The 13,862-nt window shown below is 56.1% G+C and carries 15 protein-coding genes and 1 tRNA gene; 8 read left to right on the top strand and 8 right to left on the bottom strand.

What is annotated here, in order from left to right; genetic code table 11:
• Positions 1 to 104: 104 nt before the first annotated feature.
• Both HMPREF3098_RS00115 and HMPREF3098_RS00110 read right to left on the bottom strand, forming a co-directional pair.
• Complete coding sequence (locus HMPREF3098_RS00115) at positions 105 to 785, bottom strand: FMN reductase (protein ID WP_035113233.1); 681 nt, start codon at positions 783 to 785, stop codon at positions 105 to 107.
• A gap of 69 nt (positions 786 to 854) precedes the next feature.
• A complete protein-coding gene (locus tag HMPREF3098_RS00110; RefSeq protein ID WP_070433533.1) occupies positions 855 to 1,982 on the bottom strand; it encodes a CE1758 family FMN-dependent luciferase-like monooxygenase in 1,128 nt (375 codons plus the stop codon).
• Positions 1,983 to 2,697: 715 nt separating this feature from the next.
• On the opposite strand from HMPREF3098_RS00110, the gene HMPREF3098_RS00105 reads away from it, so the two are divergent.
• The 4 genes from HMPREF3098_RS00105 (at position 2,698) to HMPREF3098_RS11950 (ending at position 5,613) form a co-directional block, all read left to right on the top strand.
• Positions 2,698 to 3,093: a DUF485 domain-containing protein gene (locus tag HMPREF3098_RS00105; RefSeq protein WP_070433532.1), complete on the top strand. Its 396-nt coding sequence runs from the start codon at positions 2,698 to 2,700 to the stop codon at positions 3,091 to 3,093.
• Between the two features lie 33 nt (positions 3,094 to 3,126).
• Positions 3,127 to 4,743 carry a solute symporter family protein gene (locus HMPREF3098_RS00100; protein WP_070433531.1) on the top strand — a complete coding sequence of 539 codons (1,617 nt, stop codon included), beginning with the start codon at positions 3,127 to 3,129 and terminating at the stop codon, positions 4,741 to 4,743.
• Between the two features lie 225 nt (positions 4,744 to 4,968).
• A tRNA-Arg gene (locus HMPREF3098_RS00095) sits at positions 4,969 to 5,041 on the top strand.
• Positions 5,042 to 5,319: 278 nt separating this feature from the next.
• A complete protein-coding gene (locus HMPREF3098_RS11950; protein ID WP_070433530.1) occupies positions 5,320 to 5,613 on the top strand; it encodes a tyrosine-type recombinase/integrase in 294 nt (97 codons plus the stop codon).
• A gap of 137 nt (positions 5,614 to 5,750) precedes the next feature.
• Here HMPREF3098_RS11950 and HMPREF3098_RS00085 read toward each other — a convergent pair whose 3' ends face one another.
• The 6 genes from HMPREF3098_RS00085 to HMPREF3098_RS00060 form a co-directional block, all read right to left on the bottom strand.
• Complete coding sequence (locus HMPREF3098_RS00085) at positions 5,751 to 6,173, bottom strand: hypothetical protein (protein ID WP_070433529.1); 423 nt, start codon at positions 6,171 to 6,173, stop codon at positions 5,751 to 5,753.
• Between the two features lie 13 nt (positions 6,174 to 6,186).
• On the bottom strand, positions 6,187 to 6,663 hold the full coding sequence (locus HMPREF3098_RS00080) for a hypothetical protein (protein ID WP_141739598.1): 477 nt from the start codon (positions 6,661 to 6,663) through the stop codon (positions 6,187 to 6,189).
• 560 nt (positions 6,664 to 7,223) lie between these two features.
• Positions 7,224 to 7,571: a hypothetical protein gene (locus HMPREF3098_RS00075; protein ID WP_070433527.1), complete on the bottom strand. Its 348-nt coding sequence runs from the start codon at positions 7,569 to 7,571 to the stop codon at positions 7,224 to 7,226.
• Between the two features lie 400 nt (positions 7,572 to 7,971).
• Positions 7,972 to 8,214: a beta/alpha barrel domain-containing protein gene (locus HMPREF3098_RS11130; protein WP_141739597.1), complete on the bottom strand. Its 243-nt coding sequence runs from the start codon at positions 8,212 to 8,214 to the stop codon at positions 7,972 to 7,974.
• Between the two features lie 62 nt (positions 8,215 to 8,276).
• Positions 8,277 to 9,050, bottom strand: a complete 774-nt coding sequence (locus tag HMPREF3098_RS00065) for an enoyl-CoA hydratase (protein WP_070433525.1) — start codon at positions 9,048 to 9,050, stop codon at positions 8,277 to 8,279.
• Between the two features lie 103 nt (positions 9,051 to 9,153).
• Positions 9,154 to 10,020 (bottom strand): aldo/keto reductase, encoded by an 867-nt coding sequence (locus HMPREF3098_RS00060; protein ID WP_070433524.1) that lies wholly within the window; start codon positions 10,018 to 10,020, stop codon positions 9,154 to 9,156.
• A 249-nt stretch (positions 10,021 to 10,269) separates the two neighbouring features.
• On the opposite strand from HMPREF3098_RS00060, the gene HMPREF3098_RS00055 reads away from it, so the two are divergent.
• The 4 genes from HMPREF3098_RS00055 to HMPREF3098_RS00040 all read left to right on the top strand — a co-directional run bounded on the left by HMPREF3098_RS00055 (position 10,270) and on the right by HMPREF3098_RS00040 (position 13,493).
• Positions 10,270 to 10,536: a helix-turn-helix transcriptional regulator gene (locus HMPREF3098_RS00055; RefSeq protein WP_070433523.1), complete on the top strand. Its 267-nt coding sequence runs from the start codon at positions 10,270 to 10,272 to the stop codon at positions 10,534 to 10,536.
• A complete protein-coding gene (locus HMPREF3098_RS00050; RefSeq protein WP_070433522.1) occupies positions 10,533 to 11,153 on the top strand; it encodes a hypothetical protein in 621 nt (206 codons plus the stop codon). Before HMPREF3098_RS00055 ends, HMPREF3098_RS00050 begins: the two co-directional genes overlap by 4 nt.
• Positions 11,154 to 11,241: 88 nt before the next feature.
• Positions 11,242 to 12,123 (top strand): ABC transporter ATP-binding protein, encoded by an 882-nt coding sequence (locus HMPREF3098_RS00045; RefSeq protein WP_070433521.1) that lies wholly within the window; start codon positions 11,242 to 11,244, stop codon positions 12,121 to 12,123.
• On the top strand, positions 12,120 to 13,493 hold the full coding sequence (locus tag HMPREF3098_RS00040; RefSeq protein ID WP_083283839.1) for an ABC transporter permease: 1,374 nt from the start codon (positions 12,120 to 12,122) through the stop codon (positions 13,491 to 13,493). Before HMPREF3098_RS00045 ends, HMPREF3098_RS00040 begins: the two co-directional genes overlap by 4 nt.
• The last annotated feature ends 369 nt before the right edge of the window (positions 13,494 to 13,862 follow it).

Below are 13,862 nucleotides of genomic sequence, written 5' to 3'. Positions count from 1 at the left end.
CACGCCCTCCCCACGCGCGAAAAGCAGAACGACAGGCACGAACCACACTCGACCACGGTCATCTCATTCTGCTCAGCCAACACCAGCGATGGCTAGGGCGGCCATTAACTGCCGTCGTGTCCGCGTAGTAGCGAGGCGAAATCCGTCACCGTTGACGTCACCTTCGCCCCGCTATCACGGCGCGGAGTGTTGTCATCCGGCAAGAATCCTTCCACTGCTGAAGCAGAGTTCACGATCTCACGGGATAGTTCGCTGGCCGCGCGGTTAATGCGGGATTCAAGCGTGCTGCCGTCGTTGTCCGCACCAGGTTCCTGCTTCAAGCCGCCCAAGTCATCGGTCGCTGCAAATACACCAGTGGTCATGACTTTTGCCCGCAAGTACGTAAACAACGGTCGCATCGCGAAGTCCAGTGCCAACGAGTGCCGCGGTGTTCCCGCGGTGGCCGCAATAATCATGGGCATGCCGTTCAGTGCATCTGTGCCCATCGCGTCGAAGAACATCTTGAACAGGCCACTGTAACTAGCGGAGAAAACTGGAGTAGCCGCGATGAGCGCATCAGCATCCGAAATGCGTTGCTGGATCTCTGCGAGCTTCGGCGTTAGCACCCCGGTGGTCATCATCGTTGCCAGTTCATGGCTGTAATCTTTGGCGTGGACGAACTCGACCTCAAGGCCCTCGCCCCGACGGGACACGTGCGATTCAACCGCGCCCGAGATTGCCTCGGCCACCATATTGGTGCTCGACGGGCTCGAAAGCCCAGCTTCCACCACAATCAATTTCTTCATTGTCGATCACTACCTCTTTTTGAAGACAGTGGGTAACGCTGCTGCGGTACCCTTCCCTATCTTTCCTCGTTACTTTTCCTCACCCTGCTTAGCTGGGGAAACCTGGTGGATAGGACTGTCTGCACCGTCGGCGACCAGGCTGGCGTGGGTTGGTGGGTCGCTTGGCACTCCGGCTGGACGAGCAGATTCCATTTCCTTGCGGAGGGCTGGGACAACTTCGGTTCCGAGGATCTCGATCTGGTCAAGCACCACGTCGATAGGCAGTCCCGCGTGGTCGATGAGGAACAGTTGGCGCTGGTACGCACCGACCTTATCGGCGTAACTTGCGTAGCGTTCCACAACTTGATCCACGGTGCCAACCGTAAGCGGGGTAATGGACTCGAATTCCTCCAGAGACGGACCGTGGCCGTACACGGGCGCGTTGTCGAAGTAAGGGCGGAAGAAATCCTTGGCCTTCTTTTCCGTCTCGTCGATGAACACCTGACCACCCAAACCAACAATGGCTTCCTCTGCAGCGCCATGACCGTAGTGCTCGAAACGCTGTCGGTAAAGCCCCACCATCTGCTGGGTGTGTTCGATATTCCAGAAGATGTGGTTGTGGAAGAATCCGTCGCCATAAAACGCGGCCTGTTCTGCGATTTCTGGAGAACGAATCGAACCGTGCCACACAAACGGCGGTGTATCGTCCAGTGGACGCGGAGTCGACGTGAAGTTTCGCAATGGAGTACGGAACTCACCTTGCCAGCTCAGGTTTTCTTCGCGCCACAGGCGGCGCAGCAGGTGGTAGTTCTCGATGGACAGTGGAATGCCTTTGCGAATGTCCTGGCCAAACCATGGGTAAACCGGGCCAGTGTTACCGCGCCCTAGCATCAGATCCATACGACCATCGGTCAGGTGCTGTGCGTAAGCATAATCTTCCGCCAGCCGGACTGGATCGGTAGTGGTAATCAGCGTGGTGGCGGTCGAGAACTGAATCTTCTCTGTCATTGCAGCTAGGTGCGCCATAAGTATGGGCGGGTTGGCGGGAGCAACGAAGGGCGGGTTGTGGTGCTGCCCCGTTGCGAATACGTCTAGGCCCACTTCCTCGGCTTTTTGCGCCATTCGCACGGTGTTCTTAATGCGTTCGTTTTCCGTAGGGGTCTTGCCGCTAACAGGATCCTGGGTTACGTCGCCGATGGTAAAGATTCCGAATTGCATTGTGTTTCCTTTCTTCTGCGCCCACATCTCTTACTCTTCCCACGGGCGTCTTTTTTCTCGACGCCACCCCGGCCCCTTCAACTCTTGGGGCGGGCGAGGGAACAGGCGCAAGGTGTGGCTCGCCGTTTCCTTTTTAGGCTACGTCACCAATATAGGTGATATGTCCTCTACTTTGGTCAACGATTCCCGAGTGAAGTTATTCCCTCCCCCCGTAGCACCCCCGCCCCATAGCTTTACGGACGAGCATCCCACCGCACCGAATGACCACACCATCATCAATCTCATCCAACAGCAGCGCATCAGCGAGCATCCCCGACCTCATGACGTTACGAGCGAGCATCCCACCGCACCGAATGGTCACACCTCTAAAGCAATACTCCCCACTCACGGTGAAAACCCCTCCTGCCGAACCAAATTGTTAGATATGTACCCATACATGCATTGCCCCGCGACGTTCGCCAGCGCATAGCTCCCCACGGCTGATACCCGACAGTCATCACCCCCTTAAGCATCCTTGCACTGCATGCATAACGGCAGGTCAGGAACCGCACGCAGCCGCAACCCTTCTCCATTTACCCCCAAAACAATTAATGGATTCCAGAGATTTTTCGCCTTCCCCCAGCCTGCACTGTAACTTACTGCGCAATCGCAGAACACTGTGATCGGTTTCACTATTTATGAGGTCAGCACTTCATTAAGAAAGGTTGGGAGACCGTTGAGCCACTCCGCAGCGTCCGTACCGTTCATCAAACGGCACACACCTTCCCCAGATGAGTTCATCGCCACGCAACAAAGCGCTGAATTCCAGGAACTACGTACTAAACAACGTGGTTTCACTTTCCCACTCGCTATCGCAGGCATCGCCTGGTTCGTTGTTTATGTCCTCCTCGCGATGTACGCGCCCAGCTTCATGTCCATCCGAATCTTAGGCAACATCAACATCGCCATCCTCATGGGTGTCGCACAGTTCGTCACCACATTCGCGATCACGTGGGCTTACGTGAAGTACGCGGATAAGCACCTCGAGCCCCGCTCCCGCGCAATTCGAGAAGCCCTGGAACGAACAAATGACACGGACGACGTGGCGTCGAGCCAAGAAACTACCCGCTAACCGCCACGACTGACAGCTAGGAGTAATCCTGAAATGACAACTCACCTTTTCGCCGCTGAATCCGGCGCGGGCAATCCCATTCTTAATATTTCAGTGTTCGTGGCATTCATCGTTATCACGATGGCCATCGTCACGAAGGCCGCGCGTGCACCACAGAAGAACGCGTCTGATTTCTACACCGGTGGCGCCAGCTTCTCCGGTACGCAAAACGGTCTGGCCATCGCGGGCGACTACCTGTCCGCAGCGTCCTTCCTGGGCATTGTGGGCGCGATTGCGCTTACGGGCTACGACGGGTTCCTGTACTCCATCGGATTCTTCGTCGCATGGCTTATTGCCCTATTGCTGGTGGCAGAGCCATTGCGTAACACCGGAAAATTCACCATGGCCGACGTGCTGAGCTTCCGCTTGAAGCAAAAGCCCGTGCGCGTGGCCGCAGCATTTTCTACACTGTTCGTTTCCCTGTTCTACCTGATCGCACAGATGGCTGGCGCGGGTTCCTTGGTGGCTGTACTGCTGGATATCCACAGCAAATCGGGCCAGGCCCTCGTTGTTGCCGTCGTGGGCGTGGTCATGATTGCATACGTGTTGATCGGTGGCATGAAGGGCACCACGATCGTGCAGATGATCAAGGCAGTTTTGCTGTGTGGTGGTGTTGTGATCATGACCATCATCATTCTGGTGATTGTCAAGGGCGACTTCTCCGCCTTGCTGGACCGTGCCGTCAGCATGCACGGGGGCAACACTGCGATCCTCGAACCGGGAATGAAGTATGGCGTTACGGACACAACCAAACTAGATTTCATCGCTTTGGGCCTCTCGCTCGCCCTAGGCGTTGCTGGATTGCCACACGTACTAATGCGTTTCTATACCGTACCCACAGCTAAAGAAGCACGTAAGTCCGTGACCTGGGCCATTGTCCTCATTGGTGGCTTCTACCTACTGACCCTAATCCTCGGATTCGGCGCTGCAGCGCTGGTTGGACCTGAGCGAATCAAGGCAGCACCCGGTGGCGCGAATTCCGCTGCCCCATTGCTGGCACTAGAACTGGCTGGGCCGATCTTCATGGCATTGATTTCCGCGGTTGCCTTTGCCACCGTGCTGGCCGTGGTGGCTGGTCTGGCAATTACCGCTTCGGCATCTGTGGCACACGATTTCTATAACTCCGTTTTGCGCAACGGTGAAGCAACGGAGGCAGAGCAGGTCCGCGTTTCCCGCATTACCGTGGTCGCAATCGGTGTGGCTGCCATTGTGCTGGGCATTGCCGCGATGGGACAGAACGTGGCCTTCCTGGTCTCCTTGGCTTTCTGCATCGCCGCATCCGCCAACGTGCCAACCATCTTGTTCTCTCTGTACTGGAAGAAGTTCAACACCACCGGTGCTGTGGCCTCCCTGTGGGTGGGTCTACTGTCCGCACTGATCCTGATCGCGTTGTCCCCAGCGGTGTCCGGTTCAAAGACCGCAATGCTGCCGAACGTGGACTTCTCCATCTTCCCGTTGACCAACCCAGCGCTAGTTTCCATCCCACTGGGCTTCCTGGCCGGTATCATTGGTACTTACATCGGTAAGCCAGACAATAAGGATGCCCTGCAGGCCGAGATGGAGGTCCGCTCCCTCACCGGCGTTGGTGTGGAAGCGCCAGTCGATCACTAAATCGAAGGCCTTCCTTTCCTCTCCTTAACCTTTCCCGTCGCACCACTTTGGGGCGGCGGGTTTTGAGGTTTTGGAAACTTTTCTTTCTTGACGCTAACGCTCAACAGCTTCTTAGCGCTCGTAAATGCGAGGCCAGCAACCAGCTCACCAGCATTGCCTAGACTCTTTTAGATCGTCATGCGTTGACCTTGTAAAGTAATTGGCGTTGCCATGTGTGGCAGCGCTGCCCTAGTAGCTCAGTGGATAGAGCACGGCTCTCCTAAAGCCGGTGTCGGAGGTTCGATTCCTCTCTGGGGCACGAATTGATCACCCCGCCTCAACTGGTGTTTTGCCAGTCAGGGCGGGGTTTTTCGTGTTTTCTGCGGGTGTTGGATTTCAGTGTGTTTTAGCCTGTTTTAGTGCCTATTGTCGTCAAAATGTCGTCACAAAAAAGACTAAATACCTAACCAGCGAGCCCTACCCCAAAAAGCGCAAGCCAATCAGACCCCTCACCAGACCGCCGTTTCCACTCGTCCGGAGTGAGCCACGTAGTCAAAGGCAGCCACATCCGCCTGGTCCCACTACCCGGTTGGCTCTGTGCCAAAATCCGCAAAGCCAACGGCTGGGCATTCCCCGGCCAAATCGAAGAGCACCTCTCCACTCCCCCACGTCAGCAAGCTGCTGTCCCGACACTTGCCCGAAGACATCACCGACCACATGCTCCGTCACCGCTTCGCAACTGTGACCTACCAGCGCTCTAAAGACATCCGCAGCGACCAGGAACTCCTCGGACACGCGAAGCTCGACACCACGATGATCTACACCACGATCGACGATGCCAGCCGTAAAACTGCAGCATCCCGGGCATGGGGACTCTACGCAGCTGCGTAGGAATGGCGCGGTTCACCAGTGCGTTGTCTGGTTCAGAACACAAAAATGAGAGGCAACTGTTTCCAATATGGAAAGAGTTGCCCCTCATTGAACGAAACGCTGACTTCGCCTGGATGGCAGTGAAACCTAGCGCCTACTTAACCTGCTTCGTGGTCACTCCGACGAATTGCAGCCTGAGCAGTTTCCCAAGCCTCGATCAAATTCTGCGCCGCAGCATCGCCACCGGGAACAAACGTTTTCAGCAAATTCTTAGTTTGAACGGAATCAATGGTTCCCTCGATTGCATACTCATTAAACATTGAGACCGTTTCAGCAGGGAAGGGAAGTAATCCTTGCCCGATGTCAACCTTTTCGCCGTTTCGGACGACTTGCACAGCCCCTAAAAGCTTTCGAGCCAGAACTTCTTGCTCGAAGGTTAATGCCGTGAGCAAAGCCGCCTTGCGAAATACAGTCATTGGCCCCGGAAAAGGATTCTGCAAATCAATCAATCGCTCTACTTGAACCGAAAGGTACTCAATCCTTCGCTCCAATGCGATAACGTCTGCTGAGTGGTCGCTCATGGTTAGCGCCTCCCTACAAGAATACGAACATCAAACCTTCGGCAATGCCGAGGGCTAATTGCTTACCCACTAGAGGTTCAAGGTTCACGCGCAGCTTTTCCTTGATTCCTTCTTCAAAGTTACCAGCCTCACGGAGGGTGTTATCGATTGCATCAGCGACTTCATTTGGCCTTGACTCAATAGCTCGAGCCATGTCCCCATTGATGAAGCCTCTCTTCCGAGCCTCTTCGACAACTTCCCTAACCTTTCCGTTCCGCAGTAGAGAACTGACGACCCGCAGCGCTTGCTTAATCAAGAAGCCTTTAGCGCCATATGTTTGAGTTTGTGGAGTCGTCGATTCCGCTTGATTAACGGCAGTTGGGGTGGTTTGGGCGACACGTGAACTCTGTGCGGTAGGTATTTGCCCTGCGTTAGCTGCAGCGAGGGGCGTGAAGCCCATGCAGATGGCCACAATTGCTGATACTAGCCCTCGGCTTCTCAGTTTTGACATGTTTTGTCTTGCTCCTGATCTTGAACGACATGGTGGTAGTGAGGATCAATTCTCACTTTTTGACCCTGACATACGTTCGGGGCATCCGCAGCGCGAGAAATCGAGTAGGTCAACCACTGGGTGCGCACGCTGGAGTGCGTCGACCCACGGATCTAGGCACTTCTTACTTCTACGTCATCGGAAACCTACGTCTAGAATCAGGAGCATCACTCGAAGAATTTCAAATGGTGCCCCAGATAGCCGGTCTGGTTACTAATTAACTTCAGACGACTGTTTCCAAATTGGAAAGAAGTTACCGATCGCTGGTGCTGATATCGGGGACACATTCAAATCCAAGATGTTCTGGGTCTGGCGGCAACTGCACATTTAAGCTAGGGAGCTTATCCTCCACATTCAAGAGTTTTCCGTCATCTGTGTAGAGAAACTGAGCATCATGCGCGATCACAATAGCTAGAATCGTGGCATCTGCTCCGTGTAGCTCGTGTGCTGGAATTAGCTAACAGGCTGGTTCGGTTGGGACTGTTTCCGTACACAACAGCGCTCTCACGATCATCGACTAGTCAAACATCCCTTTGAATCGCAATAGGCAAAGCAGGAACAGGTTCCATGGCCACAGAACGCAGCTCACGAATGTGGTTAATAGCCTTCCAATACTTGCCTTTGAGCTTCTCGAGTTCATCAGCAAGCTTTTCCATCTCACCCTCAAACCCATTGATGCGAGCATCACGCTCAGCCAATCGATCATTTGCCCAATCCTTGACCTCCTTGACCATCACTTGCCACTCAGGCCCGTGATACTCAATGGCCTTGACCTTCTCATCAGACCGCTTAGCCACCCATTGGTCGAGGAATCCTAGGATTCCGACGATCACACCGCCGAGGGGAACCCAAATGAGATCCCAATTCATTCGTGCTCCTCTCTAGGAACATTCAGCCGCACCTCTCGAGTGTTTCCATAACCCCACAGAACCATGGCCACGAAAGCGATATACAACACAGCCGTGACATGACCGCGCGGAGAATATCCAGCAACCCATGACGCTAGATACATCAATCCCCACAGGGAGTGCAGCCCAACGCCAATTCTCACAACCTGCGGGCCACATTTTCGAACAACGACACACATGAGACCGAAAAGGCTGACAAATAACCGACACACACGAGATCGAAAAGGACGACAAATAACCACAGCAATAGCGACCTGCAGCATCGTTCCTGCAACAGCAGTGATCGTGTCCTTGCGTCGGAGGAACCACGACTGTTATGCGAGTGCGTTTTCAACCGCATCATTGAATACGGTTGCCATTGCTAAACTTCCTTCTCGTTGGTGAGGTCATCGAGCTTTTTCTCAACACGGGCGACCTCTTGGCGGAGTGCTGCGACCGCGTCCACGAGGGTAAGGTTCCCGCCACAGGAGTTTTTGCCGAGCTGTGGCCAGCCGGGGTATTGGCTCTTGTTCCTGCCTCCGGTGAGTTGCTCGCGGACGTCTTTCGCGTCGGATCCGATGGGTCCGACGAAGGCTGTGATGAAATCGATTCCTCTCTGGGGCACTTCTGGATTGAAGGGTAAAACACCAACTCAAAGGCATTTTCCCCTAGCTTTCCACAGCGCCCCTACCACCCCCGGAACCGCGGCGCCCGTTTCTCCGCACGCGCCCGGCGCGCCTCCTGCACATCATCGCTCGCCCACACACGATCGAACATCTCCTTGAGCCCCGCATCCCCCTCCGGGGCCGGGTGATTCAACACGGCCTTGCTATAAGCTAACGTCAGCGGAGCTTTAGTCGCGACTTCCTGCGCAAACTGCAGCGCCCCCTCCCCATCCGTACGCTTAATCGCAAACCCCAGCATGAGCGCCTGCTCTGGGCCCACGACACCCGAACCCAGGAAGACATTCCTCGCTACTGCTCCCCCAAGTAGCTCCTTCGCCCGCAAGTGCGTCCACGAATCCAGCGCCAGCCCATGGTCGGCGGCAGGGATCCAGATTTGGGCGTCGTCCCCAAAAATCCGCAAGTCACAAGCCAAAGCCAACTGACACCCCGCCCCCACCGCCGGGCCTTGAATATCGGCAATCACTGGCAGCGAACAGTCCACGATCGCCTGCAACATCTGCGTTATCGCCGCACCAAAACTACCGCCGTACACCGCCCCCTTCAGGTCGGCCCCCGCACAGAACACCGATCCCTCACCTCGCAGAAGAATGGCCCGGCTAGCCCCCGCTGTTTCCCCATCCCCACCGGTCTGGCTCGCGGCACGGATTGCCTGTGCCACCGCCACACATTCTTGTTCTCGCAGGGCATTTCGGGCCTCAGGGCGGTTCAGGGTAATTATTGTGACGACGCCACGCTGCTCCACGAGAACAGTTTCCACTGGGTAAGGTTCGTTCATAACCCCACACGTTAGTGGGATGATGCGACAGGCGGGAGAGCTTCAGCCAAACAAGCCCCCGCGCAGAGGCCTGCAACGGGGGTAACGGCAGCGGGATCCCTACCTAGCTTTCGGGCTTCTCCGCGGGCGTACCTGCATTGAACTCCTTGGGGTCTGGGCCGATACGGCCATCCGGGCGGTCCATGACGTTGATGGCTTCGACCTCCGCTTCGGAAAGATTGATGTCCCACACGTTAAAGTTTTCCTCTACGCGCTGCGGATTCGAAGACCGGGGGATAACCACGTCGCCACGCTTCAGGTGCCACGCGATAATAACCTGCGCAGTGCTGACGTTGTGGCGTGCCGCGATGTTGGCGATCGCGGGCTCCTTGAGGTTCTGCCCCTGCCCCAACGGTGACCAGCTTTCCGTCACAATCCCGCGACGGGCGTTATCGGAACGCTGAACGGTTTGGCTGAAGCCTGGGTGGATCTCAATTTGGTTGACGGCCGGGGTGTGGCCAGTGGCCTCGATGATCTCGTCGAGCGCTTCTTGATAGAAGTTGCAAACACCAACGCTCTTGGCCTTCCCGGACTTCTGAATCTCCACCAGCTGCTCGTAGGCACCCACGTACTTTCCGTGGTCAGGGCAAGGCCAATGCATCAAGTACAGATCCACGTAATCCAGACCGAGCTTTCGCAATGATTCATCGATGGCCTGCGATGCGCGCTCCTGGTCTGAATTCCACAATTTGGTGGTGATGAACAGGTCCTCACGTGTAACATCGCCCGCCTCGATTGCATCGGCCACTGCGCGACCCACAGCATCCTCATTGCCGTAGATCATGGCCGTATCAATATGGCGGTAGCCAGCCGTAATGGCGGTGCGGCAAGACGTGTAAGTGTCTTGATCGTTGAGCTGCCACACTCCCAATCCCAATTGTGGAATGCGGTTTCCGTCGTTGAGTTCAATCATCTTGTTGATTTGTGTCATATGTTCTGTTGTACCTGTTAAACCCATTCGTTCGCCACCATCGACTGCGGCGCCCGTTGCTCTGTTCGCGGGGCTCGGCATTGACCAACCTCTCACTCCGCGCCACATCCCCCGCTGCGCCGATCTTCGCGTTGCTCACTCCCCCATTGCCTCAACTTTCCGGGGGCCGCAACAAAAATGCTGTGTTCGGTTAACCAAAAGTGTTGTATTCAGTTGCTAAGTTGTTGGGTTTATGCAACACTTTAAAGCATGTCCCCAAAGAAGAAGCCAGCTACCCCAATCCACAATCGGGTGAAAGTGCTGCGTATCGAACGGGACATGTCGCGCGCCCAACTCGCGGAACTCATTGAGGTCAATCCGCAGACCGTGGGTGCACTAGAACGTGGCGACCACTCCCCCAGTTTGGATCTGGCCTTTCGCATCTGCGAGGTATTCGATCTTCCCGTGGAGATGGTCTTCAGCAGGACTGAGTTCCAACTACTATCCACCGAGATCCACCGGAGGGATGCTCAATGATCAGTTTTCAAGCCTTCTCGCGCTGGATCGAACGGTGGGAAGAAAAGCGTGTTGCCCGTTGGTATCAACGGCAAGAACGAGCATCTTCCTACTTAACGAACTGGCGTAATTGGCCGCGGCAAAAGCTACTCATTTCAATCTATTTCGGATGCCTCTTCAGCTATCTGTGCATTCTTGCGGCCCAGGTGGTGTGGAATCGCGCTTTGCTACTCACCTTGCCCGTGACCGTGGTCTTGCTGACGGCTTGGATCATGCTGCGCATCACCATCGATTCACGCGATGGCGCTCCAGAGGAAGTCCTCGACGAGTACGAAGCCAAGGTCATCAGCCGATGGACAAGGCTGAGCTGGAACCTACTCACGCTTGTGTGCACCGCAATCTGCTGGATTCTCGTTTTCGCGAGTACCCACCTGGGCGGACAACAGCATGACGGGGTGACAAACCCAACGGTACTCGGTTTAACCCCTGCCGATTTCTTCTACAACACCAGTTGCGTTTTCCTCGCATTCTTCCTCGCCATCATCGCTCTCCCCGCTATGGGATACGCCATGCATTTCGGCCCCCGACCAGCAACAGACGAAGTAGACGATGGTGTGGGGATACCCAGCGACAACTGAAAGATTCCTGTAAGCAGGAATCGACAACGACATTAACTACGCACTTAAACAACATCTCTTCCTCCCCAACCCCCCGAAAGGCCCAGACATGGAAGCCCTCCACATCGATCGCCTCTCTAAAAGATTTGGCGATGTTCAAGCGCTCCACAACATGAGTTTCAGCGTCCACCCCGGCGAAATCTACGGTTTCGTTGGCTCCAACGGTGCTGGAAAATCAACTACCATGCGCATTGCCCTCGGAGTTCTCGAGGCCGACTCGGGTGAAGTCCGCATCGGTAGCTCCCCGATGAACGATAGCCTGCGCCGTCGGATCGGTTATATGCCGGAAGAACGTGGGCTGTACGCAAAAGAAAAGATTGCCGACCAACTAAAGTTCCTTGGTCGACTTCATGGCATGGATGCTTCCTCGGCCCAGCACAGCGCGATTCAGCTGCTGGAGCGTTTGGGTCTTGCCGACCGAGCAAGCGATAAACTGGAAACCCTTTCTCTGGGTAACCAGCAGCGTGTCCAGCTGGCGGCATCCCTCATCCACACACCGGATCTGCTCATCCTCGACGAGCCGTTCTCCGGTCTGGACCCAGTCGCCGTCAACGTCATGAGCGACATGCTGGTGGACCGTGCCAAAGCAGGCGTACCCGTTGTCTTCAGCTCCCACCAATTGGACCTTGTCCAGCGTCTGTGCGACCGCGTGGGCATCGTGACGAAGGGGCAAATGAAAGCTGAGGGCACGGTCGATGAACTCCGCTCCCGTGGCCCCCTGCACTACGAAATCCACACCCCCGCCCGCAACTGGTACCCCGCCAACACCCGGTTGGTCGAGGAAAATGACCATGGCGTGGTACTTGAAGCATCCTCTACCGACCAGGACCAAGAGGTCCTGCGTGCCGCCTTGGCTGCGGGCCCCGTCCATTCCTTTACTCGTCGCGTCCCTCACCTTACCGACCTATTCCAGGAGGTCATCGAAGCATGAGCCACCCCGTTAGCAACCCAAACACGAATAGCGCGCACGACCGCGATACTTCCGCCAGTAACCCCCAGACGCAGGGGAGTTCCCAGAACAGTTACAATTCCGGGACGGTCATTACAACCGTCGCAAAGCGTGAATTCAGCTTGGCCTTGCGCAACAAAGCCATCCTGATCACGGTGTCGATTTTCACGGTTCTGATCATCGGTGGCCTCACGCTCTTGTCGATCTTCGGTGACAAAGAAGAGCAGTTACCAACACTCGGCCTTGTAGGTGTGGAACAAAAGGCCTTTGACGCCACGCTGACCGCGAGCCAGCGCAACCCTGGCTCTAACGCAGCCGGAAGCACAGCGACGGGTGATGACCGCCCGCAACAGGAACAAGCCACCGCCCCGACAGGAGGTGATCCTGCAACGTCCGCGCCGATAGAAACCTCCACCCTCGCTTCTCGAGAAGAAGCCGAGCAAAAGGTCAAGGATGGGGATCTGGATGCTGCATTGATCAAATCCGATAGCGGCTACGAATTCATCACCAAAGATGAAAGCAAGCCCGAGCTGTTTGCCCAAGCCAGCGGCACCATCATGGTTCTCGGCCAGAACCAAGCCCTGGAAAAACTAGGTGTGACCCCACAACAATTCGCCACCGCAATGCCCGATAGCACCGTCAAGCAGGTTTCGGTGGGCGACGACTCGTCCGAGGTCAACCTTCCCGCAGTCCTGACGGTCCTTGGCGGTGTTTCCGTCATGAGCTTCTTCATCATCACCTTCGCCGCCACCCTAGGTGGTCGCGTGACCGAGGAGAAATCCTCCCGCGTTGTGGAGATCATCCTGGCGTCCGTTCGCCCCTTGGACTTCCTGGCCGGCAAACTTGTCGGCAACACCTTGTTTGGACTGCTGGCGACCGCGGCACTCTTGGTCATCGGGTTCGTCGGAGTAAAGGTATCGGGCGTCTTAGACGGAACTGACTTCGATATCGCCATAATCCCCCTGATGCTGTTAGCTTTCATCCTTGGCATGCTCCTGTTCGGCAGTCTCTATTCCGCAGCGGGAGCCATGGTCAGCCGCACAGAGGATCTGCAATCCACGCAGGGGCCCATCATGATCCTCATGCTGGGCATGGTTTACGCCCCAATGTTCGGGTTCGCCAAGTTGGATTCCACCGTCATGCAGGTTTTGGCGTGGATTCCTCCATTCAGCCTGACGGTCGCTCCCCTGCAAATGGCCGGCGGAAACATGCCGCTGTGGCAGGTGCTGGCTTCCTTTGCCATCGCGCTCTTGGCTACCATCGCGATTCTGATGCTGGTAGCGCGGATCTACAGGCGCGCTATCTTGCACAATGGCACCAAGTTGACGTGGATGAAGGCACTCAGGGCCTAACGCTACGGCTTACTCACCCACCCCCGCGCGGGGTCCCCGCCGATAACGGACCACGTGGGACAGAACACCCGCCACCCACGCACTAGTTCGCATGATGTGCAGCAGAACTCCGACAAAATGACGCGTTTTTGTTGGACTTCTGCTGCACATTCGTTGTTCAGCGCAAGAATTCCGTCACCGGGTTCAAGGTGAGGGTACCGACACCGGGGCGATTGGGAAAACCGACACCGGAGCATTCGGGTGCGCCCCCCCCCGCGCGCTCCGAACCGCCCTGCGCTGGGGTTGCCAGCGGACTACCAAACCAGCGCGCCCCCTGCGCGCTCCGAACCGCCCCCAAACTGGAACTCCGGCACTGCCCCCCCCGCCCCC

Origin of the sequence: Corynebacterium sp. HMSC28B08, assembly GCF_001806865.1 — a bacterium.
GTDB lineage: Bacteria > Actinomycetota > Actinomycetes > Mycobacteriales > Mycobacteriaceae > Corynebacterium > Corynebacterium auriscanis.
Note: the sequence above shows the minus strand (reverse complement) of the source record. Positions and strands in the feature narration are given on the sequence as shown.

Bases quoted from the DNA above. Each gene is read 5' to 3' on its own strand.
- HMPREF3098_RS00050 (WP_070433522.1), top strand. From the start codon at position 10,533: ATGATCAGTTTTCAAGCCTTCTCGCGCTGGATCGAACGGTGGGAAGAA.
- HMPREF3098_RS00075 (WP_070433527.1), bottom strand. From the start codon at position 7,571: ATGAATTGGGATCTCATTTGGGTTCCCCTCGGCGGTGTGATCGTCGGA.
- HMPREF3098_RS00040 (WP_083283839.1), top strand. From the start codon at position 12,120: ATGAGCCACCCCGTTAGCAACCCAAACACGAATAGCGCGCACGACCGC.
- HMPREF3098_RS00080 (WP_141739598.1), bottom strand. From the start codon at position 6,663: ATGTCAAAACTGAGAAGCCGAGGGCTAGTATCAGCAATTGTGGCCATC.
- HMPREF3098_RS00110 (WP_070433533.1), bottom strand. From the start codon at position 1,982: ATGCAATTCGGAATCTTTACCATCGGCGACGTAACCCAGGATCCTGTT.
- HMPREF3098_RS00045 (WP_070433521.1), top strand. From the start codon at position 11,242: ATGGAAGCCCTCCACATCGATCGCCTCTCTAAAAGATTTGGCGATGTT.
- HMPREF3098_RS00060 (WP_070433524.1), bottom strand. From the start codon at position 10,020: ATGACACAAATCAACAAGATGATTGAACTCAACGACGGAAACCGCATT.
- HMPREF3098_RS00055 (WP_070433523.1), top strand. From the start codon at position 10,270: ATGTCCCCAAAGAAGAAGCCAGCTACCCCAATCCACAATCGGGTGAAA.
- HMPREF3098_RS00065 (WP_070433525.1), bottom strand. From the start codon at position 9,050: ATGAACGAACCTTACCCAGTGGAAACTGTTCTCGTGGAGCAGCGTGGC.
- HMPREF3098_RS00085 (WP_070433529.1), bottom strand. From the start codon at position 6,173: ATGAGCGACCACTCAGCAGACGTTATCGCATTGGAGCGAAGGATTGAG.
- HMPREF3098_RS00115 (WP_035113233.1), bottom strand. From the start codon at position 785: ATGAAGAAATTGATTGTGGTGGAAGCTGGGCTTTCGAGCCCGTCGAGC.
- HMPREF3098_RS00100 (WP_070433531.1), top strand. From the start codon at position 3,127: ATGACAACTCACCTTTTCGCCGCTGAATCCGGCGCGGGCAATCCCATT.